Origin of the sequence: Marinobacter flavimaris, assembly GCF_002933295.1 — a bacterium.
In the GTDB taxonomy this organism is placed as follows: Bacteria; Pseudomonadota; Gammaproteobacteria; order Pseudomonadales; family Oleiphilaceae; genus Marinobacter; species Marinobacter flavimaris.
The window spans coordinates 21,267-43,375 of the sequence record NZ_PSSW01000015.1; the positions used below are offsets into that span (position 1 = coordinate 21,267).

A 22,109-nucleotide genomic window follows, 5' to 3' on the forward strand; every position below is an offset into this window, starting at 1 on the left:
TGTAAGGCAGGATAAATGACGGCAGACACTATCACCGCAGCCGATATTCGCATCAACGCGCGCTGGCTGATCCCGATTGAGCCGGCAGGCACGGTACTTGAGCATTATGCAGTGATTATCCAGGGTGACCGCCTTGCCGCAGTCATTCCCCAGGAACAGGCGGACAGATCGTTCAGAACCCGGGAAACCGTTGATCTTCCGAACCACGTCGTCATGCCCGGCCTGATCAACATGCACGGCCACGCGGCCATGAGCCTGTTCAGGGGCATGGCAGACGATCTTCCGCTGATGACCTGGCTGAATGACCATATCTGGCCGGCCGAAGGTCGCTTTATCAGCGAGCAGTTCATTGCCGATGGCACCCAACTGGCCATGGCCGAGATGCTGCGTACGGGAACCACCACGTTTTCTGACATGTATTTCTTCCCGGAAATTGCGGCTCAGATGGCGCACGATACGGGCATTCGTGCGCAAGTCTGTTTTCCGCTGCTCGACTTCCCGACGCCGTGGGGTGCCGGACCCGAGGAATACCTGAGCAAGGGCGCCGACTTTATCGACAGCTGGAAAAACGATTGCTACATCATGCCGGCCATTGGCCCCCATGCACCCTACACTGTGTCCGACGGCCCGATGATTGAAGCCGTCCGGCTCTCCGAAAAGACCGGCGCAGCCATCCAGATCCACCTGCACGAAACGGCATTCGAAGTGGCCGAGGCTACTGAAAAGCTGGGTCAACGGCCGACAGCCCGGCTGGCGGATCTCGGCCTGCTCCGCCCAGAGACCCAGTGCGTCCATATGACCCAGATCGATGCCAGCGATATCAGCTTGCTTAAACAAACGGGCGCCCATGTTATCCACTGCCCGGAATCGAATCTGAAGCTGGCCAGCGGCCTTTGTCCGGTGCAGGAACTCCTCGATAGCGGGATCAACGTTGCCATAGGCACCGACGGCGCCGCCAGCAACAACGACCTCGATCTGTTCGGGGAACTTCGGACTGCCGCCATGATGGCCAAAGTAGTGGCCAATGATGCCTCGGCGCTGTCGGCGCACAAGGCCCTACAGATGGCCACCATCAACGGGGCAAGGGCTCTGGGGCGGGACCATGAACTGGGTTCTCTGGCCGAGGGCAAGCTGGCGGACATCATTGCCATTGACCTGAGCGACCCGTTTTTGCAGCCGGTCTACGACCCGGCTTCGCACCTCGTATACAGCAACCATGGTCGATCAGTAAGCCACAGCTGGATTAACGGCGTACCACAAGTACAGGATGGCCGGCTTACCCGCATTGACGTTGCCGATCTCATGCTTCGAGTTGAGGACTGGGCCGGGCGAATCCGCACAAAGGCTGACTAACTGATTTCCTATTGATTCACCAGGCAGAACCAACCATGACAAACCAGAACGTAGACCGGAACGAGATCGCCAAATTCGAGGCCCTTGCCAGCCGCTGGTGGGATCCCTCGAGCGAATTCAAGCCACTGCATGATATTAATCCCCTGCGGCTGAACTACATCGACGAGCGGGTTTCCCTGGCCGGAAAGCGCGCTCTGGATGTCGGCTGCGGTGGTGGCTTGCTGTCGGAGGGCATGGCCCAGCGAGGCGCCCACGTGACCGGTATCGACATGGGCGAGGCTCCGCTGGCCGTCGCGCGGCTGCATGGCATGGAGAGCGGCGTGAATGTGGATTATCGCCAGATCACCATCGAGGAACTGGCCGAGGACAGCGAACACGCGGGCCAGTACGACGTGGTCACCTGCCTGGAAATGCTTGAGCATGTACCGGACCCCGCATCGGTGGTGAGGTCCTGTGCCGCCATGCTGAAACCGGGCGGCCATCTGTTTGTATCAACCATCAACCGGAACCCGAAATCGTTTCTTTTTGCGATTGTGGGGGCGGAGTACGTGCTCAGGTTGCTACCCAAAGGCACCCACGAATGGAAGAAATTTATCCGGCCATCGGAAATGTCCGACCATCTTCGCCACGCAGGGCTGGAAGTCCGTGAGCTTACGGGGATGACCTATAACCCCGTCACCAAGGTATACAAGCTAGGACGGGACGTGGACGTCAACTATCTGATGCATGCCAGAGATATTCGTGAAGCCTGAAACCACGCATCGAGCCTCCACGGTCCTGTTTGATCTGGATGGAACGCTGATTGACACCGCACCGGACTTTATCCGGTGCCTTAATCAGTTACGGGAACAGCACGGGCTCGCCGCCCTTCCACACGAGCATATCCGACGCTCGGTCTCGAACGGCGCGCGCGCCATGATCCGGGTCGGCTTCGGCCTGGAACCGGAACATCCGGAATACCTGGAAAAACACACCGCGTTCCTCGACCTCTACGAGGCGGGCGTGGCAGTGGAGACCAGCCTGTTCGAGGGCATGGACGAGCTTCTCAAAGCCCTCGAGGAGCAAGGTATTCCCTGGGGCATTGTGACCAATAAGCCTGCCAGGTTCGCGGTTCCACTGATCGAGGCCCTTAACCTGGCTGACCGTTGCGCGGCTCTGGTTTGCCCCGATCACGTTGCCCAGCGCAAACCTCATCCGGAGGCCCTCTTTCTGGCCTGCCAGCAGATCGGCGCCGATCCCGCCACCGGCATTTATGTGGGCGACCACGAACGGGACATCGAAGCCGGGCGTAACGCAGGCATGAAAACCATCGCCGTCCGCTACGGTTACATTGAGGAGCCGGAAGCCATTGACCTGTGGCAAGCGGACCTCATCGCCGACACCGTCACGGATCTGGCAAAGCTGTTACAATAGCGCATCAAATTTAGGATCCGGTGTTCAGCCGGTAACAGCCTGACACGGAGACAGGTTATGCATGATTACCAAGCACCCGCCGATCTTCTGAGAGACCGCATCGTAATGGTGACGGGTGCCGGCAGCGGCATTGGCCGGGCTGCAGCCAAGGCCTACGCCGCCCATGGCGCCACCGTGGTACTGGTAGGTCGCACGGTCAGCAAACTCGAAACGGTTTACGATGAAATTGAGGCAGCGGGCCACCCCAAGCCTGCCATCGTGCCCATGAACTTCGAGGGCGCCGCGGTGAAAGACTACGAAGAATTGGCCATGACCCTGGAAGATAACTTCGGGCAGCTGGATGGTTTGCTGCACAACGCGGCAATTCTGGGCGACCGCAGTCCCGTGGAGCTTTATGACCCGGAAACCTGGAACAAGGTCATGCACGTGAACGCAACGGCGCCGTTCCTGCTAAGCCGGGCAATGATTCCCCTGCTTCGCAAATCCGACGACGCCTCGGTGATCTTCACCTCCTCTGGTGTCGGCCGCAAGGCAAAAGCCTACTGGGGCGCCTATGCCGTCTCCAAGTTTGCCGTAGAGGGCCTGAGCCAGTTGCTGTCCGAAGAACTGGACGACGAGCGTCACAATGTCCGGGTAAACAGTCTGAACCCCGGCGCGACCCGTACCAACATGAGAGCCCACGCCTATCCGGCGGAGAATCCACAGCAAAATCCGGCACCAGAGGACCTGATGCCGATTTACCTGTATCTCATGGGCAAGGACAGCCAGGGCGTCAACGGCCAGAAACTGGACGCACAACCGAAATAATGGAACTGCTTTTTTACACAACCTCTCAGTGCCACCTGTGCGAACTGGCCGAAGCCCTGCTTGTAAGCACGCCCATGCCGGAGCCGATCCCGGTAGATGTGGTGGACATTGCCCAGTCCGAAGAACTGGTAGAACGCTACGGTACCCGGATACCGGTGCTCCGACGCAACGATACCGGTGTGGAACTGGACTGGCCTTTTACCAGGGATGACTTACTTACATTCCTGCAATGAGGATTGCCTGACATGTTGATGGTTATTTCCCCTGCCAAAACGCTGGATTACGAGAGTCCGCTGGCGACCAGTACCTATACTCAGCCGGAATTCCTTGAGGATGCCTGCGAGCTGGTCGACCAGCTTAAAACGCTGGAGCCGCACCAGATCAGCAATCTGATGAGCATCAGCGACAAGCTTGGGCAGTTGAACGCCGAGCGCTTCCAGAACTGGCACACGCCGTTTACCCCCGAGAATGCCCGGCAGGCTGTGCTGGCTTTCAAAGGTGACGTGTACACCGGCCTGGACGCCGAGAGCTTCAGTGAACAGGACTTCGACTTTGCCCAACAGCATCTGCGCATGCTTTCCGGTCTGTATGGCGTCCTGAAACCGCTGGACCTGATGCAGCCCTACCGCCTGGAAATGGGTACCCGGTTCGAGAATAACCGTGGCAAGGATCTGTATGCCTTCTGGGGCAGCAAGATCACAGAGGAGATCAACCGGCTGCTTGCGGATGACGACGGCGTGCTGGTCAACCTCGCCTCCAACGAGTATTTCAAAAGCGTAAAGAAGAAAGACCTTGAAGGCCGGCTGATTACTCCCCAATTCAAGGACTGGAAGAATGGTCAGTACAAGATGATCAGCTTTTATGCCAAGAAAGCCCGGGGGCTGATGTGTCGGTTCGCCATTCAGAACCGCATTACCCAGGCCGACGACCTCAAGGGATTCAACCTCGAAGGCTATTACTTCAGCGAAGACCAATCCGATAGGAACAACTGGGTTTTCCTGCGGGATGAACAGTAATCCACGTTGAAATCGGAGTCAGCAATGAACGAAGCAATGTTTTCCCAGATCGCCATGCTGGTGTTTCTGACCGGCTTGATTGTCTGGATGGGTGTCATCGTCTGGGATCTGGCCAAGAAATCCCAGGCCGGCAAGTTCGGCACCATCGCACTGTTTACGGTGCTGGGCGCCGGCGTTGTGGGTTTTATCGTTAAAACCGTACTCGTAGAGATCATGCAAATATGAAAGACAAGGACCAGCCCTGATGTGGTTTCGCAACGCCCGCGTATTCCGATTTACCAAACCCTTTGATATCTCTGCCGAAGAGCTGGAAGACAAGCTCCAGGCCGATGCCTTCAAGCCCTGCGGACCTCAGGAAACCAGCCGCCAGGGCTGGGTTCCGCCCCTGGGCAAGCATGGCGAACAGCTGGTTCACAGTGCCAACGGCTATCACCTGATTGCCCTGCGCAAGGAGGAAAAGATTCTTCCCGGCCCGGTGGTGAAAGAAGCGGTTGAGGAGAAGGCCGAAGCCATCGAGTTCGAGCAGGGCCGGAAGGTCCGGCGCAAAGAAAAGGACGAAATCAAGGAACAGGTAATGCTGGAGATGTTGCCCCAGGCCTTCTCCAAAAACCGCCGCTCCTTTGCCTACCTCGCCCCCCAGGACGGTGTTCTGGTGGTGGACGCGGGTTCCGCCAAGCAGGCGGAAGATCTGGCCTCGACTCTGCGCAAGAGCCTCGGATCGCTGCCGGTTCGTCCACCCGCGGTGGAACTGGCACCTGCTTTTACCTTTACCGGCTGGCTGAACGAATCCATCGACCTGCCCGGCAAGGTGGTTCTGGGCACTGAATGCGAACTCAAGGATCCGTCTGAAGATGGCGGCGTGGTGCGCTGCAAAGGCCTGGACCTGAAAGCCGATGAAATCCGCAACCATCTGGATGCGGGCATGCAGGTGACCAAGCTGTCCCTGACCTGGGACGACAACGTCTCCTTTGTGCTGGATGAAGAACTGGGCATCCGTCGCCTCAAGTTCGGCGAAACACTGCAGGATCAACTGGACGATGTCGACGTGGACGACCACGCTGCCAAGTTTGATGCGGCTTTCACGCTCATGACCCTTGAGCTGTCCCGGCTGATTCCAGGGCTCCTGGAAGCGCTCGGCGGCGAAGATCGCTCTGCGATTGTCGAAGAGTAGTGCCGTAAATCCGGGTCAGATACCCGCTTTATCTGACCCGGCCTCCCTTGCGCTCTTCAGTGGGCACTCTTTCCCAGCCGCTCTCTCTGCCAGTCTTTTTCCGGTTCGTTCAGGACCAGCCGCAGATCCATCACTTCCTCTTCGGTATTGAACTTGATTTCAAAGCCCAGATGTTCCGCCAGCTGCAACATGGGACGATTATCCGGCAGCACATTGCCCACCATTTCCACGGTACCCCTGGCCCGACAGTAATCGATCATCTTTTGCATCAAGGCAACGCCGAGGCCTTCGCCCTTCATTTTATCGTGCACCATGACCGCGAACTCGCATTGCAGGTTATCGGCATCGGTCCAGGTGCGCACGGTTCCGAGGGTTTCCTCGCCTTCCCCGTCTTCCCTGGGCGCGTTGGCAATAAAAACCATCTCCCGGTCGTAATCGATTTGCACCATCTGGGCTACGTCTTCGCGAGAGAAATGCTTGCGATACTGGAAGAACCGGTAACGAATGGATTCCGGCGACTGCAACTCATGGAACGCCCGGTGGGCAGGCTCATCTTCCGCCAGTACCGGTCGAATGATGACCCGGCGCCCGGATTTGGGCAAAACAATCCATTCCTCCAGTTCCCGCGGGTAAGGCTGAATAATCGGCCGCCCCGGCTTGTCGGCCAGATTGATGGCAATATTGACAGCCACGGCCCCCTGCTCGTTGAACAGCAAGGGCGAGATCTCAAGCCCCTTGATTTCCGGAATGTCGATAACGATCTGTGAGAGGGTGACCAGGGTCTCGGACACCGCGCGGATATCCTCCTCCGGCTTCAGGCTGTGTTCTTTCAGCAGCTTGTACATGTAGGTACGGCGCAGAAGCTCACGGGCCAACACCATGTTCAATGGCGGCAGTGCGATCTGACGATCGGTCATCACGTTGATCTGGGCGCCAGCTGCACCACAAACCACCAGGGGCCCAAACAATGCGTCCCGGGTAATGCCGACACTGAACTCGATCCCACCCACGTGCTGGTAGGAACGCTGAACCGCAAACCCGAGAAATCCACTTTCCGGGAAATGGCTCTTGTATTCCTCCATCAGGTAGCGGCACGAATCCATGATGGCCGCCTCGCTGTTCAGTTTCTGGACCGTACCCTTGTAACGACGCTGGGTCGGACTCAGGTCCAGAAAAGGATGGCACGCCTGCTCATGAATGATGGTGATGTCGATGGGGCGCCGCTCAACCGCAAACACCTCCAGCACCTCTTCCATATCGTCGCAGTACATGGTTTCGATGGTGCTGATCCCGTAGTCCCGCACCAGGTCCCGCGCTTCCCGGTTCGACAGGTAATACCGACCTGCTCGAAGGGCCCTGTTGACCACACGACGGGTGTGGGTGCGGTCTGCAAAGTGGTCGGTAAAGGATTCCGGCGTTTCCGTAAGCAGCCGCTGAACCCGCTGGTGACGAACATGCTGCATGAATGCCATCACGGCTTTTTCGGGATTGAAGAACGACGGCAGCCCGGCCCGGTAAAACTCTTCCCGAGCATCCATGACCGTACTCTGGCCGAGCCAGCAGGTGAACACATTCAGACGTGTGCCCTTGGACGCCTGCACAACCGCGTCCGCAATCTGGAGGCTGTCCTCCGTCAGACTCGGGGCATACATCACCAGAACGTTTGCCACTTCCGGATCCTTTGCCAGGATCTTGATGGCCTGGCCGTAAAGTTCCGGCGAGGCATCGTAGTTAAGGTCAATGGGGTTTTTGCGGGTCCAGTAAGGTGGCAGCAGCTCGGCCAGGTTCTCAATGCTGGAATTCGACAGCTCTGCCAGTTCACCACCAAGATCCGCCAACCGGTCCACGGCCAACACCCCGGGGCCGACCCCATTGGCCATGATCGCCAGGGTTTCGCGGCGCAAGGGACGCATCCGCGTCAATGTCTCGAGCGCATCAAACATCTGGCCAAGGCCATCCACCCGGAGCACACCTGCCCTCTGAAGCATGGCGTCGTAAATCGGATCGCTGCGTTTCAGGCCATCAGGGAGGTCGTGGGGAAACCACTCCGACTCCGGCACCCGACCGGACTTCACCGCAATCACCGGCTTGGTGCGGGACGCCACCCGCACCGCCGACATGAAGCGGCGGGCATTGGGAATGTTTTCGATGTGCAGGAGAATCGCACGGGTCTGTGTATCCTGCGCCAGGTAGTCGATCAGGTCGTCGTGATCGATATCCATGCCATCGCCCAGGGTCAGGAAGTAGGAAAACCCCACACCACGGGCGAATGCCCAGTCGATGACCGAACTGGCGATGGTGCCGGACTGGCCAACGAAGGCAACCCGGCCAGGGATGGCGCCCATATGGGCGTAGGTAGCGTTCAGGCTGCGTGCCGGGACCATCAGGCCAATGGTGTTGGGGCCCAGAACCCGGATTCCGGTCTCCCGGGCCGCTTCACGAACGGAATACATCAGGGGCTGGCCGGTTTTACTGTGAGTACGTGACATGCCACCGGTCATAACGATCGCGGTGCGCACCCCGGCCTCCCCCAGCCGCTTGATGGTCTTGGCCACGGTATCCGGCGGCGTACAGATGATTGCCAGGTCCGGGGAAAATTCCATTTTCGAGACTTTCTTGACGCAGGGCACCCCGTGCACGTTGTCGTAATCGTTCTGGTTAACCACCAGTAACCGGCCGGGATAACCGCCCCCCATCAGGTTCCGCAACACCATACCGCCAAGGTTGTCTGCCCGCTCCGACGCACCGATCACCGCAATGGACGCGGGATTAAACAGGCTCTCCAGATACCGGGTGCTCAAGCTGACTCTCCTTTGTATGCGGCCGGCAGACCGTTGGGAAATAAATGTAATAAAACAGGTTACTTATGAGTGTAACTCTTATCTTAGGCCTTGATACCCCGATGTGAAATGACTATCGCCGTTATAAGACCAAAGAAACACGGCATCGTGCAGTTTTCCCTGATAAGCTTGAAGAAAATATAAGCATATCGAAGGCAGTCCGAGACGTATGACCACGGCATTCTTTTCCCACGATGACTTCATGAAACACAACATGGGGCCGGAACATCCGGAAAGCCCTGAGCGGCTGGCGGCCATCATCAGCTACCTTGCTGATACTGGCCTGGACCAGAAGCTGGACTGGGTGCGGCCGGAAGAAATCACCCGTGATCAGCTTCTGATGGTGCATCCGGAAAAATATCTCCATCAACTGGACCTGATGCAACCGACCCGCGGCCGCGTGTTTACCGACCCGGACACGGCCATGATGCCCGACACCCTTCGAGCCGCTCGTCTGGCAGCTGGTGCCAATATCCAGGCCGTGGATATGGTCATGAGCAGCCAGGTTACTAACGCGTTTGTGTGTGCCCGGCCGCCCGGGCACCATGCCGAGCGGGCGAAATCCATGGGGTTCTGTTTTTACAACAACGTTGCCCTGGCCGCCATGCGCGCCCTCACCTTTCATCATTTGGAGCGGGTCGCGATCATCGATTTCGACGTGCACCAGGGCAATGGCACCGTAGACATTGTCAGTGGCGACGAGCGTATCCTGATGTGCTCAAGCTTCCAGCATCCCTTCTATCCGCACTCCCACGTGCACCGGCAGGCCGACAACATCGTGAATATTCCGATTGAGGCAAACTGTTCGTCTGAAGAGTACCGGAAGCAGGTGGAGGCGGGATGGCTGAAGCGCCTGAATGAATTCAAACCGCAGTTGATCCTGATTTCGGCGGGTTTTGATGCCCACCGGCTGGATCCGATGGCAGAACTGAATCTGGATACGGAAGATTATCGCTGGCTAACAGAAATGATTGTGAGTGTCGCCAGTGAGCACAGCAATGACCGGATCATTTCAACCCTGGAAGGCGGTTACCACCTGCGGGCCCTGGCGGAAAGCGTCAATGCCCACCTGGAAGTTCTGGATTCGGTTTACTGACGCCAATCAGCCCCTGGGTTCGCCGCCATAGCCGTTGGCCTGTTGCAGTTCCGGGCGGTCACCGGCCCGTTGCAGGCGGATATTGGTGCGGCGGTTATCGGCGGGCCGGTTGGATACCGGGTACTGGTCGCCGTGAGCCCGAACGGTAATCATGTTTTCATCAATACCGCTCGCCTTGAGGTAGTCGGCTACTACATTGGCGCGATCTTCGGAAAGCGCACGGTTGTCGATCCGGCTTCCAATACTGTCACTATGGCCATCCACGAAAATCCGCTCGACCGTGGAATCTGCATTCACATAGGCCACGATGTTATCCAGTAGTTGCCTGTCGGCATCGGACAATTGCGTGCTGCCGCTGGCAAAGGGCACCCTCGAGCGCTGGATCTGATCAAAGTTTACCGGCAGAAGATTGGACGTACAGCGCTGATAACGCTGGTACTCGCCGGCGAAGTTGATGTTGGAGACCTGAACCCGCACCGGGCGGCCATCAAACCACGATTCCCTGGTTACCGTCGGGCGCATCCCGTCCAGAAGTCCATGGGCGACCACGAACGCCTGACGGGTATCCAGCGAGACCTGACGGCGATCATCCGAGACATTGACCGTTCCCAGGGGCTTCGGCGCCACACCCGGACGCCAGGCCGGTGCCTCGACCACAAGGCTGCCGCGCCCTGGTCGCATCAATGCGGAATCAGACTCCAGGAAAAAGCTGAGACTTTCACCGGCGCGATGATTGAACACCGCCCGACCGTAGCCGGGAACTTCGTGCACCAGCCGGCATTCAAATACCGACTCGGCGAGATACCACTGGCTGTTCTCGATTCCGGCGCCATAGCTGGCAGCCTGCGCGGTTGCCGGCAGAAGCACCACGGGCAACATGGCAACCAGCGGAGTATTCAGGAGTTGTCCGGGGCGAAATCCCATAGAGCTAGCCATCAGTGTCCGGAGTTAGCAGAGTCAGACTGTTTAACGGCCTGAGCCGGAAGTTCTTTAGCCACCAACCGGAAAACAATCACCCGCGCCTTCTGGTATAATTCGCCAAATTTTTTCGGCTCCCAGAGAACCGGGCACAAGCTCGCCCCGCCAAAGGTATTTCGGACAAACGCCATGACAGACAAGCTCACGCTCACACGCCCCGACGACTGGCACCTTCACGTACGGGACGGCGACATTCTCAACGACGTGGTACCGGCTACGGCCGCCTGCTTCGGTCGCGCCATCATCATGCCCAACCTGGTACCGCCAGTCACCACCGCAGCCGATGCCACAGCCTACCGGGAGCGGATTCTGGCGGCTGCCAATGGCACCGAGTTCGAGCCTTTGATGACGCTGTATCTGACCGAGAGCATGACGGCGCAGACCATCCGGGATGCCAGGGCTGCCGGCGTTGTGGCTGCCAAGCTTTACCCGGCCGGAGCAACGACCAATTCCGACTCCGGCGTGAAGGATATCCGCAACATCTACCCGGTTCTGGAAGCCATGGCCAATTGTGGCATGCTGCTGCTGGTACACGGCGAGGTAACCGATGCCGATATCGACATTTTTGACCGGGAAAAGGTATTTCTGGAGCGTGTCCTGGCACCCACTCTCGAGGCTTTCCCGAACCTGAAGGTTGTACTGGAACATATCACCACGGCCGATTCCGCAGAGTTTGTCCGGCAGCACACCGGTGACAACCTCGGTGCGACTCTGACGCCCCAGCACCTGATGTATAACCGCAACCACATGCTGGTAGGCGGCATTCGACCGCATCTCTATTGCCTGCCAATCCTGAAGCGTAACCGCCATCAACAGGCGCTCAGGGACGCGGTGGCCAGCGGCGACAAACGCTTTTTCCTGGGCACGGATTCCGCCCCTCATTCGAAGGATCGCAAAGAGGCAGCCTGCGGTTGCGCTGGCTGTTACTCGGCTTACGGCGCAATCGGCCTGTATGCGGACATTTTCGAAGAGCTTGGCATCCTGGATAAACTTGAAGCATTCGCCAGTTTCAACGGGCCGGATTTCTATGGCCTACCGCGGAATACCGATACCATCACCCTGATTCGTGACCCCTGGACCATGCCGGCAGAGCTGCCGCTGGCTGACGGAACCATCGTGCCCCTCAAGGCTGGTGAAACCGTTCACTGGAAACTGGCGTAAACCTGACTTATTCCTTCTCACACACGGCCAAGACCGGAGCTTGAGTGACTGACGAAAACAAACCACCGCATCCCATGTCCCGCCGCTTTCGCGGGTTTCTGCCTGTTGTAGTCGACGTGGAAACCGCTGGCTTCAATCCCGAGCGGGACGCCCTGCTGGAAGTGGCGGCAGTGATACTGACCATGGACGACGATGGCTGGGTGCGGCGCGCTGAAACCCACGTTCAGCAGATCGATCCTTTCGAAGGCGCGAATCTGGAGCAGTCCGCCCTTGATTTCACGGGTATTGATCCGTGGAATCCGGAGCGAGAAGCGGTACCCGAGCGGGAAGGACTCAGCGAGATCTTCAGCCCCATTCGCAAGGCGGTGAAGAACCACGATTGCAAGCGAGCCGTCCTGGTGGGCCACAATGCCACCTTTGACCATAACTTCATCTTTGCAGCCGCGCTGCGGGCCGACATCCGTCGTAACCCGTTCCATCCTTTCTCAACCTTCGATACCGCCACGCTGGCCGGCCTGGCCTATGGCCACACGGTTCTGGCCCAGGCCTGCAAACTCGCGGGCATTCCGTTCAGCAACAAGGAAGCCCATTCCGCCGCCTATGACGCGGAAAAAACCGCAGACCTGTTCTGTGGCATTGTGAATCGCTGGAAAGAACTGGGCGGCTTTCCGCCTCCGGTGATCCCCGAAGAGACCGAATAACCGCCATAAAAAAACCCGCCGCAGCGGGTTTTTTTCTGTGTGCCAGGCCTAAGTGTTGAAGGCACGCCTCATACTCAGCTGACTTTAAAGCGGGACAGAGAATCCCTGAGCTGATGAGACAACTCCGCCAAGTCACCACTGGCTTCGGAGATCTGGACCATGGCCTGTTTGGTCTCCAAGGACTTTTCAGCAATTGTGGATACGTTGCGCGTTACTTCTTCGGCCGTGGCTGATTGCTCTTCGGAAGCCGTAGCAATCTGCTCCGCCATACCGGACATCCGGGCAACCTCTTCCACTGCCTCGCGAAGCTGCAATACTACGGTTCCTGCCCGCTCAGAAATGCCTCTGGCCTGGGTGCTGCAACGGGTAACGACCTTTGAAGCACGCTCCGACGAATTGACCAGAGTTTCGATGGAACTACTGATCTCCTCGGTCGCCTTCTGGCTGTTCTGGGCCAAGCTGCGCACCTCATCCGCGACCACCGCGAAGCCCCTGCCCTGTTCACCGGCCCGGGCCGCTTCAATAGCGGCATTCAGAGCCAGCAAGTTAGTCTGGTCGGCGATGGACTTTATCGAATCCAGAACCCTGGTGATGGATTCCATATTCTTTCGCAAGTCCTCTATGCCGGCTTCTGCTTCCTCCAGTTCCCTGGCCATAGCACGGGTGTCCTCAGCGGAGGATTCCACCTCGGTGGCGCTGCGGCTGACCGCCTCATCAGTGCGCCGGGCGGCGGCTGCCGATTCCGAGGTATTCTGGGACACCTCGCTGATGGCAGAGGACATTTCTTCAATGGCCGACGCCACCTGCTCAGTCTGCTCTGCCTGCTGATGCACACTGTCCAGGGTCTGCGAGGTGGTACCGGACAACTGTTCAGATGCACTGGCCTGGCGCTGGGACGCTTCTTCAACCTTGAAGATCACTTCTTTCAGGTCTGACACCATCTTGAGCATGGAGCCGTATACGCCCGTGGCATTGTCACTGTCGGACGAATCAATGACCAGGTTACCTGCAGCTACCTGTTCCGCCAGTGCCTGCAATTCGGACGGGTCTTTGCCGAGGGGTTTCATGATCCGCACTGCGGTCCAGACCGCCACGGCCGCCACAGCCAGGAGCACAATAGCAATGGCTATCGCCGCCAGCGTCCACATTTCACGCACCGGCGCCAAGGCCTCGTCTTCGCTAATCTCCGCCACCAGCGCCCAGTTCAGCCCGCCTACGGTAACTGGCCTGTGGGCGGAAAACACTGGCTCGCCACGGTAGGACGTAACCACGCCTTCACCGGAATTTCCGGCCAGGGCCTCATCCACCGATGTCGAACTAATGCGTCCATTCTCCGGGTCGGCAAAGGAAGCGACAACACTGCGGTTTTCCGGATCCAGGTAGGAGTCTGACCGCATCAGGTTATCCGGCCCCACCAGATAGGCATCCCCGGTTTCGCCCATGCCATCTCGTTCCATCATGATGTTGTTCAGGCTGTCGATGGGGAACTGGAAGGCCAGCACGGCCAGCCGCTCATCTTTTTCGGAATATATGGGGGTTGCCACAAATCCGGCGGGCGCACCGTAGGACGGTACATACCGAGTAAAATCAACAAAAGTCGGAGCAGTATCCTGTCCGTCAGACATCGCCTGACGATAAGCTGCCGCCAGGCCAGAATCCGCGTAAGGACCGTCTTTCAGGGAGGTAGCAAAATCCACCTCTTTGGCTACGGAATAGATAACATGGCCTGTATCGGCATCAATCAGATAAATATCGTAGTAGCCGAACGCCTCCTGAAACTCCTTGAACGAGGTGTGCCACTGTTTGTGAAGCGTGTTATAAAACTGCGCGATATGGACGTCAGCCGATACCAATTCGTCTTTCTGCCCCACAGGATTCGGGTTGTCCACGATGTAACCCATCTGCAGAGCCAGGCTGTTTTTGCTGAGGGATGCAACGAAGTCCGAGGCTGAACGTCCGTTAGCACCACCATTTTGCTGCAAGGGTGGCAAAAAATTCTGCTGATAATAAGCCTCGACGTTTTCTCGTAAGGTCGACTGCTCCTCTTGTACCAGTTTTTCATAATTCTGGAATGCCAAACCAAACCCCTGGGCCGCCGTTCGGGTCCCGCGATTATTGGCCATGGCTTTCAGCTGCCGGGCAATAGTGCTGAGATAATCTTCAACACTATGCTGCTTATTGGTAGCCGCAATAGAGAGTCGTTGCAACGCCTGTTCCGTCAGGCTCTGTCGGGCAATTTCGGCGTTAAAAAATGAGATGGCAATGACGGGAAGCAGGCCAACCAGCAGCAAAGTCAGCAAAAGACGTTTCTTGAGAGTCATCAATAGCCCTTCTTTTATATTGTTCTTATGTTAACCATCGGCTATCGGCTGGTTTTCTTTAGCCCAGAACACTTTATAAAAGAGGCGAATCTCGTTTAACCCATTAATATGGGGGGGGGGGAAATAACTCCCCCTCCCACTCGATTCGGGGCAACTGCGTTACCAGTAGATGCCCCGCATGATGGCGGCGAAAGCCACCTGCTCGCTGGACACCTTCGGCTTCTCCCCGGAACGGCTACCAGCGGCGGCCGGTGAATCCGGGAACATCCGGTAACCGGTGTTCATGACGATCTCGGCCATCTTGGGCGCCAGGGCATGAAGCACCTGGGCAAAGATACCCAAACGGGTAGCGATTCGCTTCGGCCGGTAGACGATGGCATCAGCAACCATGGTCGCAGCCTCGTCCGGCGTTAGCGTGGGGACAGAATCGTAGATCTTGGTTGGCGCAATCATCGGCGTTTTCACCAGCGGCATGTTAATGGTGGTGAACGTGACATTGCGATCCGACCATTCCGAAGCGGCGCAGCGGCTGAAGGCATCCAGCGCGGATTTGGAAGCCACGTAAGCCGAGAACCTGGGAGCGTTGGTCAACACACCGATGGACGAGATGTTGACCACGTGACCGCGGCGATTCTCAAGCATCTTGGGCGCAAAGCCCATGATCAGACGAACGGAACCAAAGTAGTTCAGTTGCATGGTGCGCTCGAAATCGTGGAAGCGGTCGAACGACAGATCCAGTGAACGGCGAATCGAGCGCCCGGCGTTGTTAACCAGCACGTCGACCTGGCCATGGTTATCCAACACGGTCTTCACGAACTCGTCGCAGGCATCCATGTCGGAAAAATCGCAGGGATAGGCGTGTACGCTTGCGCCCCGGGACTCCAGCTCTGCGGCCACTTCCTTCAGGCGCTCGAGTTTGCGGGCACCGATCACGAGGATCGCGCCGGCGTCTGCCAGTTTCTGGGCAGTTGCAAGACCAATACCGGACGTAGCACCGGTCACCACACAGACGCGACCTTCAACCGTGCCCTTGAGCGTGCGGTCCTTGAACAGGTCCGGATCCAGATTGCGCTCCCAGTAATCCCAGATCACCGGCGCGTAGTCCGGCAGGCGAGGCACTTCAATGCCGGTGCCTTTAAGAACGCGCTCGGTTTCGCGGGCGTCAAAACGGGTCGGGTAATTGATGAACGACATCACGGATGGCGGAATGCCCATGTCATCAAGAATGGCCGACGTCAGACGCTTCACCGGTGGCAGGTTCTTCAAGCTCTGGCGAATGAATGGCGGAATAAAGCCGAACATGCGGGAATCGATCCGCATCCCCATCCGGGGTGCGTGACCAGCCTCGCTGAAGATGTTGAGAATTTCGCCAACCTTGTACGGATCGGTATCCACCAGGTGGAAGCACTTGCCGTCTTCACCCTCGAGATGAGCAATGTGATCCATGGCGTTAACCACGAAATCCACCGGCACAATGTTCAGACGCCCACCCTCGACACCAATGGTCGGAACCCACTGGGGCAGCGCGTGGCGGATTTTCTGAATCATTTTGAAGAAATAGTAGGGGCCATCCACCTTGTCCATTTCACCGGTAGCGGTATGCCCAATCACCATGCCCGGGCGGTAGATGCGGAAGGGAACCTTGCATTCCTCACGAACGACCTTTTCAGATTCGTGCTTGGTCCGCAGGTACGGATGATCCAGCTTCTCGGCTTCCTCGAACATGTCTTCGCGGAAGATTCCCTTGAACAGACCGGCAGCCGCAATGGAAGAAACGTGATGGAAGTGTTTGGCGCCCATCGCTTCCGCAGCATTCACCGCAGCGCGGGTGCCCTCGATATTGGTCGCCTGCTGGGCTTCTTCATCTGCGCCCATATCGTACACGGCGGCGAGGTGAAAGAAGTGGTCGATTTTCCCTTTCAGGGCTTTCATCGTCTTGGCGTCGATGCCCAGATTCTTGCTGGTCAGGTCGCCTATGACGGCCTTCACCTGGGTTTCATCCGCGCCCCAGCGCTCACGCAATTTGTCCAGCTTGTCCTGGGATTGTTCACGCACCAGTACGTGGACAGTGCCACCACGTGCCAGAAGCTTCTCCACCAGGAAACGGCCAATAAATCCGGTGCCACCCGTCAGGAAATAATTCATCAATCTTCCACCCTGCCTGTTGCTCTGTTGTTGTCTATCCATGCCGGCACCCATACGACTAAAGTCTTAGAGTTTTCCGGAAACGCCGGCATTGTACTTAATTGCAACCTTCATGTATCGAACTTTTTTAGAGCTTTTACTCTGTAAGCCTTTGTTTTGTATAGAGCTATTACTCTAAATTTCTGACCCGACAAGCGGGACATGCCTGTCCGGTTCGTCGACACAATGTTTTTGAGACTAGCACAGGAATTGCCCCGTGCATGCTCAATTTCCGGATTACCACAATGCAATGAAAGCGCCCGCCAGCAATGACATAATCGGGAACTTATCGCGCCTTTTGGCATCTCTTGTTTTCACAGGAACACCGACCTCCGGAACCCCTACTATGCAGAAAGACAATCCCAACGCGGAACGCTACATTTCGATTGCCCGGGCCTGCCTGAAGGCCATCAACGACACAGCCGATAACGCTGGTTCACGGGAAGAGAAAATTCAGGCGGTCTACGAGGCCATCGACAAGGCCTTCCAGGCCGAGTTCGCCGATTATCGCCAGTCCGTCGCCATCATGGCCACGGTTCTCGAGCGTATTTCCTCGGGCCAGCTGGACAGTGAGAAAGCCGCCGACCTGGCACGTAAAACACTTGACCAGCAGCCTGAAAGCACCCGCAACGCGCTGATGCACTGATTCGCAAACCTCTTCTCCGGATCCCAGAGGGCCTATGAACACACGTACCGTCAGGAAGAACTCCATGCAGAACCCGATCTCACGCCTGTTTTCCCTGCTCATACTTTTGCTGTTCAGCACCCTTGCTCTTTCTGCGCAGATTCCGGAGAAGAGCCCCAATGACGACAACCAGTACCGGTTCATCGAACTGGACAACGGCCTGAAGGTCATTCTGGTGTCTGATGAGGATGCAGACAAAGCAGCGGCCTCAATGAACGTTGCTGTTGGTAGCGGAGATGATCCGGCGGAGCGCGAAGGCCTCTCCCACTTCCTCGAGCACATGCTGTTCCTTGGGACCGAGAAATACCCCGATCCTGGCGAGTACCAGCAGTTCATAAAGAGCCACGGTGGCCAGCACAATGCCTTCACCGCGTTCCAGGACACGAACTACTTCTTCGATGTTCAGGCCGAATTTCTGGAACCGGCACTGGATCGGTTCGCCCAGCAATTTTCCGCGCCCTTATTTACCGCCGAACTGGTAGATCGTGAGCGCAACGCTGTGCACTCGGAGTTCAGCGCCAAACAGAAAGACGATGGTCGACGCTTCTATTCCGTCAAGAAGGCCGTCAGCAATCCGGATCACGCCTTCAGTCACTTTGCCGTCGGAAACCTGAGCACCCTTGAGAATACGGAAGCAAATCCCCTTCGGCCGGACCTGATCGAGTTCTGGAAGCAGCATTACTCCTCGAACATCATGAGCCTGGCGGTTTACGGGCCCCAAACCCTGGATGAGCTGGAATCCATGTTGCGAGGGCGCTTCGATGCCATTGAAAACCGCAACCTTGAGACCAAGCGTCACGTCGCCAGCCTGTACCGCTCAGATGAGCTGCCAGCCAGGGTCACAGCAGAGGCACTGAAGGACGTTCGAAGCCTGTCGCTCACCTTCCCTATTCCATCCCAGGAAGCGAACTACCGCACCAAACCCGCCAGCTACGTGGCCAACCTGCTCGGCCACGAGGGCCCGGGCAGCCTGTTCGATGTTCTGAAACGGGCCGGTCTGGCGGAAAGCCTCTCCGCAGGCCTGGGCATGGATACCGGCGAGAACGCCACCCTCGAAATCAGCATTTCCCTGACACCGGAAGGACTGGCTCGCCATGAGGACATCCTTCCGCTGGTATTCGATTACATCGAGAAGATTCGACAGAAAGGCATCAGCGAGCAGCGTTTCCTGGAAATGCAGAACCTGGCTCGCATCGATTTTCGATTCCGCGAACAGGGTAACCCCCTGCACGAAGCCATGCGCCTTTCTCGTTACCTCCAGGACTATCCCGCCGAAGACGTTTTGCGGGCGCCCTGGCTGGTTGAGCGCTTCGCGCCGGAACAGTACCGCGACATTCTGGACAGGCTGACGCCGGACAACCTCCTTACTTTTGTTCTGGCACCGGAGCCTGAACTTGAAAATCCGAACCGAACCGACTGGTACGAAGCGGCCTGGGCCCGGGAACCACTCGACCCGACAATGCTGAGGACCCAGAGCCTGCCAGAACTCGCTGCCCAGCTGCGCCTGCCGCCGGAGAATCCATTTGTGCCGGAAGATCTGGCGATGGTGCCCGGAAAAACCATGGCGCAGCCGACACAACTGGCAACAATCGAGGGAATGGATGTCTGGTTTGCCCGGGATACCCGGTTTGATACCCCGAAAGCCAACGTGTTTGTGGGCCTTCGTACGCCTGCCACCCGAGCGTCGGCACGCAGCTACGTGCTCACTCAGTTGCTGGTGGACGCCATCAATACCAATCTGAACGCTTGGGCTTACTCCGCCAGTCTTGCGGGCCTGGATTACAGCGTCTATCCGCATCTCAGGGGTATCACGGTCCGGGTCGGCGGTTACAACGACAAACTCCATACCCTGATGAACCGAATTCTGCTCCAGGTGGCTGCACCGGAACTGACCGAACAACGTTTCGAGATCGCGCGGCAGCAGCTGATTGACGGCCTGCAGAACAAGGCCAAGGATCGCCCCGTCGAACAGACCTCTGAGTTTATCCAGACGTCCCTCATCGAAGGCGCCTGGCCCACCGACGCCAAGCTGAGAGCCGCCCGGGAAGTTAGCTTCGAGGAACTGCAGTCCTTCTCTGAAGCCCTGCTGTCACAGGTTGACCCGGTCATGATGGCGCACGGAAACCTCACCGAGGCCTCGACTCTTAACCTCGCGCGGCAAATTGACGCCATTGTTCTGGGCAACAGCGAGCTGGTCCGGGTAGCACGAAGCCAGGTGCGCCAGCTGCCAGATAATGAAACCCTCGTCTCCATCGACGTGGACCATCCGGACACGGGCTATACCCTCTACATGCAGGGAGACAACACCAGCTTTGAGGAACGGGCCCGATTCAGGCTGCTGGCCCAGATTATCAGCAGCCCGTTCTACGAAGAGATCCGAACCAACCGCCAGATGGGCTACATCGTTTACGCGACGCCTTTTGAAATGCTTGAAACACCGGCCCTGGGGTTTGTTGTGCAGTCACCTTCCGCTTCCCCGGCAGAGATTGACCAGGCGGTTCAGGAATTCTCCAACAGCTTTGAGGAAACCCTCTCCGCTTTGACAGCGGAACGCCTTGATCGGGAGAAACAGGCCGTTATCAGCAAGCTACTCGAGAAGGACCGGCAACTCGGCGAGATTTCCAGCCGCTACTGGCGTGAGATTGATCGGAGCATGGGCACGTTTGATTCCCGCCAGCAGTTGGCCAACGCGATCAAGCAGGTCGGGAAACCACAATTGCTGGAAACCTTCAGAAAGGCCGTGCTGGAGCGCAAGCAGGCATTAGAAGTGGTTACAGGTGGGAATGGCCTGGAGGCAAACCGGGCGCTTGGCAGGCTCACCGAGCTGCCGCCGGTGCCCGCCAGCTAGAGTCCTCAAAGAGTGCGCAGAAAGCGCGCCCAGTCTTCGGGCTCGTCGACATCCCAACGGGGCTCCAGCAAACAATAGCTGAGCCCCGATGCTTTCAGGCGCTCACATGTCTGGGCCAGAACCTCCGACGTGCCCCAGGCAATGTCATCCAACATTCCCTCAGCCACTCGGGAGGCTCCAATCAGGACATAGCCGCCATCGTCTGAGGGCCCGAGCACAACGTCGTAGTCTTTCAGGAGCGAGACGGCGTTACGGGCGTAATCCGGATCGACCGAGGGGCAATCACTGCCCACCACCAATGCCCGGTCATAATCCTGAAGAGACAGGCTCAACGCTCGATACATCCGTTGGCCCAGTGTGCTGCCCTCCTGAACGCCTTGCATCAGGCCGGCGGCATCAAGCTCTTCAATGATAGAGGCCGCCTCGCCGGGCCGGTCATCCACCGGTCTATCCCACCAGAATTCCACCGGATAGCCGGTCGCACACAGGTTATCCAGCACAGCCAGCGTGAGCCGAACATGGGCTTCGAGAGCCCCGACCGCACCCAACTCGGGCATCAACCGGGTTTTAACCCGTCCGGCTTCCGGCCATTTGGCAAACTGGAGAAAAACCGCCGCAGGCGGATTACTTTGAGGCATTGCGCACATCCGATCGGTAAATTTGGGCCAGGGACTCCGGCGATTCACCACGCCAATACCGCCAGCGCAGCTGCCACATCAGAAAAATCGTTCGCCAGGCACCGTATTTCTGCCAACGGCGGCTATCGGTGACGACTGGCTCTTTTATACAGAAAGGACGGGACACCAGGCAAAGACGGCGTGAGAATTCGACATCTTCCATCAGCGGCATCGAGTGAAAACCACCCAGGGCGTCGAAAACATCCCGCCGTACGAACATGGCCTGATCACCGGTGCAGATGCCTGACAGGCGCGAGCGCTGGTTCATGAACCAGGCAATAACCCGGAAAAGCGGCCGCTCACCACTCAGCCGCACATCGAACCGCCCCCAGGCGCGACGGGAATGGACGAAACTTGCGAGATGTTCCAGAGCTTCTTCCGGCAGGCGCGTATCTGCGTGCAGAAACAACAGTAGATCGCCCTTTGCAACTGCCGCGCCGGCGTTCATCTGAAGCGCCCGGCCTTTCTCTGACACAACCACCCTGTCGCAAAGTGGCTGGGCCAGCTCAACGGTTCGATCGGTGCTGCCGCCATCAACGACAACCACCTCATGCCCCCGGTTACGAATCGGTTGCAGGGCGCGCAGGGTGTCGGTTACACCTGCCGCTTCCATCCACACGGGAACAATCACGCTTAGCGAGAAAGGATCTGGCAAAACACACTCCGTGGCATTCTCTGAAACCGGACCGAACCTTGAGCCTCAGGTCTTAGCCCGCTATCATACCGCCCTTCTCGCGATAATGCCCCCGTAGCTCATCTGGATAGAGCGTCCCCCTCCTAAGGGGAAGGTAGCAGGTTCGAGTCCTGCCGGGGGTACCAAGCACCCTTCCATCAAGATCCACCGAAATCCGCAAAATA

19 protein-coding genes and 1 tRNA gene are annotated in these 22,109 nt (G+C 57.7%); 14 read left to right on the forward strand and 6 right to left on the reverse strand.

The features are described from left to right. Positions 1–15 precede the first annotated feature (15 nt). Genes MDHKLMBL_RS19225 through rdgC form a run of 8 tightly spaced genes read left to right on the forward strand, consistent with a single transcriptional unit; the run spans position 16 to position 5,760 of the window. Complete coding sequence (locus MDHKLMBL_RS19225; protein ID WP_008171456.1) at positions 16–1,353, forward strand: TRZ/ATZ family hydrolase; 1,338 nt, start codon at positions 16–18, stop codon at positions 1,351–1,353. A gap of 35 nt (positions 1,354–1,388) precedes the next feature. Further along, positions 1,389–2,105, forward strand: coding sequence for a bifunctional 2-polyprenyl-6-hydroxyphenol methylase/3-demethylubiquinol 3-O-methyltransferase UbiG (ubiG, locus tag MDHKLMBL_RS19230; protein WP_008171454.1), 717 nt, complete (start codon positions 1,389–1,391; stop codon positions 2,103–2,105). Further along, on the forward strand, positions 2,080–2,766 hold the full coding sequence (gene gph, locus MDHKLMBL_RS19235; RefSeq protein WP_241956276.1) for a phosphoglycolate phosphatase: 687 nt from the start codon (positions 2,080–2,082) through the stop codon (positions 2,764–2,766). Before ubiG ends, gph begins: the two co-directional genes overlap by 26 nt. Before the next feature lie 57 nt (positions 2,767–2,823). Further along, complete coding sequence (locus MDHKLMBL_RS19240; RefSeq protein WP_104272210.1) at positions 2,824–3,573, forward strand: YciK family oxidoreductase; 750 nt, start codon at positions 2,824–2,826, stop codon at positions 3,571–3,573. Continuing rightward, positions 3,573–3,806, forward strand: coding sequence for a glutaredoxin family protein (locus MDHKLMBL_RS19245; RefSeq protein WP_008171448.1), 234 nt, complete (start codon positions 3,573–3,575; stop codon positions 3,804–3,806). The genes MDHKLMBL_RS19240 and MDHKLMBL_RS19245 overlap by 1 nt, the downstream gene beginning before the upstream one ends. A gap of 12 nt (positions 3,807–3,818) precedes the next feature. Beyond that, positions 3,819–4,589, forward strand: a complete 771-nt coding sequence (gene yaaA, locus MDHKLMBL_RS19250) for a peroxide stress protein YaaA (protein WP_104272212.1) — start codon at positions 3,819–3,821, stop codon at positions 4,587–4,589. Between the two features lie 24 nt (positions 4,590–4,613). Next, a complete protein-coding gene (locus tag MDHKLMBL_RS19255) occupies positions 4,614–4,814 on the forward strand; it encodes a DUF2788 domain-containing protein (protein WP_008171445.1) in 201 nt (66 codons plus the stop codon). A gap of 19 nt (positions 4,815–4,833) precedes the next feature. After that, positions 4,834–5,760, forward strand: a complete 927-nt coding sequence (gene rdgC / locus MDHKLMBL_RS19260; protein ID WP_104272214.1) for a recombination-associated protein RdgC — start codon at positions 4,834–4,836, stop codon at positions 5,758–5,760. 56 nt (positions 5,761–5,816) lie between these two features. Here rdgC and MDHKLMBL_RS19265 read toward each other — a convergent pair whose 3' ends face one another. Beyond that, complete coding sequence (locus MDHKLMBL_RS19265; protein WP_104272216.1) at positions 5,817–8,561, reverse strand: bifunctional acetate--CoA ligase family protein/GNAT family N-acetyltransferase; 2,745 nt, start codon at positions 8,559–8,561, stop codon at positions 5,817–5,819. Positions 8,562–8,769: 208 nt separating this feature from the next. Here MDHKLMBL_RS19265 and MDHKLMBL_RS19270 point away from each other — a divergent pair, with 208 nt between their 5' ends. Beyond that, positions 8,770–9,696 carry a histone deacetylase family protein gene (locus tag MDHKLMBL_RS19270; RefSeq protein ID WP_053114886.1) on the forward strand — a complete coding sequence of 309 codons (927 nt, stop codon included), beginning with the start codon at positions 8,770–8,772 and terminating at the stop codon, positions 9,694–9,696. 6 nt (positions 9,697–9,702) lie between these two features. Here the strand turns inward: MDHKLMBL_RS19270 and MDHKLMBL_RS19275 are convergent, their stop codons facing one another. Further along, positions 9,703–10,620: a flagellar protein MotY gene (locus tag MDHKLMBL_RS19275; RefSeq protein ID WP_104272218.1), complete on the reverse strand. Its 918-nt coding sequence runs from the start codon at positions 10,618–10,620 to the stop codon at positions 9,703–9,705. A 183-nt stretch (positions 10,621–10,803) separates the two neighbouring features. On the opposite strand from MDHKLMBL_RS19275, the gene pyrC reads away from it, so the two are divergent. Beyond that, positions 10,804–11,835: a dihydroorotase gene (gene pyrC, locus MDHKLMBL_RS19280; RefSeq protein WP_092034045.1), complete on the forward strand. Its 1,032-nt coding sequence runs from the start codon at positions 10,804–10,806 to the stop codon at positions 11,833–11,835. A gap of 44 nt (positions 11,836–11,879) precedes the next feature. Further along, a complete protein-coding gene (rnt, locus tag MDHKLMBL_RS19285; protein WP_075267700.1) occupies positions 11,880–12,536 on the forward strand; it encodes a ribonuclease T in 657 nt (218 codons plus the stop codon). Between the two features lie 74 nt (positions 12,537–12,610). On the opposite strand, the gene MDHKLMBL_RS19290 is transcribed toward rnt, so the two are convergent. Together MDHKLMBL_RS19290 and MDHKLMBL_RS19295 are read right to left on the reverse strand one after the other, a co-directional pair. Continuing rightward, complete coding sequence (locus MDHKLMBL_RS19290; RefSeq protein ID WP_104272220.1) at positions 12,611–14,857, reverse strand: methyl-accepting chemotaxis protein; 2,247 nt, start codon at positions 14,855–14,857, stop codon at positions 12,611–12,613. 159 nt (positions 14,858–15,016) lie between these two features. Further along, positions 15,017–17,002 carry an SDR family oxidoreductase gene (locus MDHKLMBL_RS19295; RefSeq protein ID WP_008171430.1) on the reverse strand — a complete coding sequence of 662 codons (1,986 nt, stop codon included), beginning with the start codon at positions 17,000–17,002 and terminating at the stop codon, positions 15,017–15,019. A gap of 385 nt (positions 17,003–17,387) precedes the next feature. On the opposite strand from MDHKLMBL_RS19295, the gene MDHKLMBL_RS19300 reads away from it, so the two are divergent. Together MDHKLMBL_RS19300 and MDHKLMBL_RS19305 are read left to right on the forward strand one after the other, a co-directional pair. After that, the gene (locus tag MDHKLMBL_RS19300; RefSeq protein WP_104272222.1) at positions 17,388–17,687 is read left to right on the forward strand and encodes a hypothetical protein; all 300 of its coding nucleotides are present in this window, start codon (positions 17,388–17,390) and stop codon (positions 17,685–17,687) included. Positions 17,688–17,751: 64 nt separating this feature from the next. Then, complete coding sequence (locus tag MDHKLMBL_RS19305; RefSeq protein ID WP_104272224.1) at positions 17,752–20,574, forward strand: insulinase family protein; 2,823 nt, start codon at positions 17,752–17,754, stop codon at positions 20,572–20,574. A 5-nt stretch (positions 20,575–20,579) separates the two neighbouring features. Here the strand turns inward: MDHKLMBL_RS19305 and MDHKLMBL_RS19310 are convergent, their stop codons facing one another. Continuing rightward, complete coding sequence (locus tag MDHKLMBL_RS19310) at positions 20,580–21,212, reverse strand: TIGR04282 family arsenosugar biosynthesis glycosyltransferase (protein WP_104272226.1); 633 nt, start codon at positions 21,210–21,212, stop codon at positions 20,580–20,582. Beyond that, the gene (locus tag MDHKLMBL_RS19315; protein WP_104272228.1) at positions 21,199–21,906 is read right to left on the reverse strand and encodes a TIGR04283 family arsenosugar biosynthesis glycosyltransferase; all 708 of its coding nucleotides are present in this window, start codon (positions 21,904–21,906) and stop codon (positions 21,199–21,201) included. The genes MDHKLMBL_RS19310 and MDHKLMBL_RS19315 overlap by 14 nt, the downstream gene beginning before the upstream one ends. A gap of 87 nt (positions 21,907–21,993) precedes the next feature. Between MDHKLMBL_RS19315 and MDHKLMBL_RS19320 the strand changes: the two genes are divergently transcribed. Then, a tRNA-Arg gene (locus tag MDHKLMBL_RS19320) sits at positions 21,994–22,070 on the forward strand. The last annotated feature ends 39 nt before the right edge of the window (positions 22,071–22,109 follow it).

What these genes read in the sequence shown, in the direction of transcription:
- MDHKLMBL_RS19225 (WP_008171456.1), top strand. Translation starts at nt 16, where the DNA reads ATGACGGCAGACACTATCACCGCAGCCGATATTCGCATCAACGCGCGC.
- ubiG (WP_008171454.1), top strand. Translation starts at nt 1,389, where the DNA reads ATGACAAACCAGAACGTAGACCGGAACGAGATCGCCAAATTCGAGGCC.
- gph (WP_241956276.1), top strand. Translation starts at nt 2,080, where the DNA reads ATGCCAGAGATATTCGTGAAGCCTGAAACCACGCATCGAGCCTCCACG.
- MDHKLMBL_RS19240 (WP_104272210.1), top strand. Translation starts at nt 2,824, where the DNA reads ATGCATGATTACCAAGCACCCGCCGATCTTCTGAGAGACCGCATCGTA.
- MDHKLMBL_RS19245 (WP_008171448.1), top strand. Translation starts at nt 3,573, where the DNA reads ATGGAACTGCTTTTTTACACAACCTCTCAGTGCCACCTGTGCGAACTG.
- yaaA (WP_104272212.1), top strand. Translation starts at nt 3,819, where the DNA reads ATGTTGATGGTTATTTCCCCTGCCAAAACGCTGGATTACGAGAGTCCG.
- MDHKLMBL_RS19255 (WP_008171445.1), top strand. Translation starts at nt 4,614, where the DNA reads ATGAACGAAGCAATGTTTTCCCAGATCGCCATGCTGGTGTTTCTGACC.
- rdgC (WP_104272214.1), top strand. Translation starts at nt 4,834, where the DNA reads ATGTGGTTTCGCAACGCCCGCGTATTCCGATTTACCAAACCCTTTGAT.
- MDHKLMBL_RS19270 (WP_053114886.1), top strand. Translation starts at nt 8,770, where the DNA reads ATGACCACGGCATTCTTTTCCCACGATGACTTCATGAAACACAACATG.
- MDHKLMBL_RS19275 (WP_104272218.1), bottom strand. Translation starts at nt 10,620, where the DNA reads ATGGGATTTCGCCCCGGACAACTCCTGAATACTCCGCTGGTTGCCATG.
- pyrC (WP_092034045.1), top strand. Translation starts at nt 10,804, where the DNA reads ATGACAGACAAGCTCACGCTCACACGCCCCGACGACTGGCACCTTCAC.
- MDHKLMBL_RS19290 (WP_104272220.1), bottom strand. Translation starts at nt 14,857, where the DNA reads ATGACTCTCAAGAAACGTCTTTTGCTGACTTTGCTGCTGGTTGGCCTG.
- MDHKLMBL_RS19295 (WP_008171430.1), bottom strand. Translation starts at nt 17,002, where the DNA reads ATGAATTATTTCCTGACGGGTGGCACCGGATTTATTGGCCGTTTCCTG.
- MDHKLMBL_RS19300 (WP_104272222.1), top strand. Translation starts at nt 17,388, where the DNA reads ATGCAGAAAGACAATCCCAACGCGGAACGCTACATTTCGATTGCCCGG.
- MDHKLMBL_RS19305 (WP_104272224.1), top strand. Translation starts at nt 17,752, where the DNA reads ATGCAGAACCCGATCTCACGCCTGTTTTCCCTGCTCATACTTTTGCTG.
- MDHKLMBL_RS19310 (WP_104272226.1), bottom strand. Translation starts at nt 21,212, where the DNA reads ATGCCTCAAAGTAATCCGCCTGCGGCGGTTTTTCTCCAGTTTGCCAAA.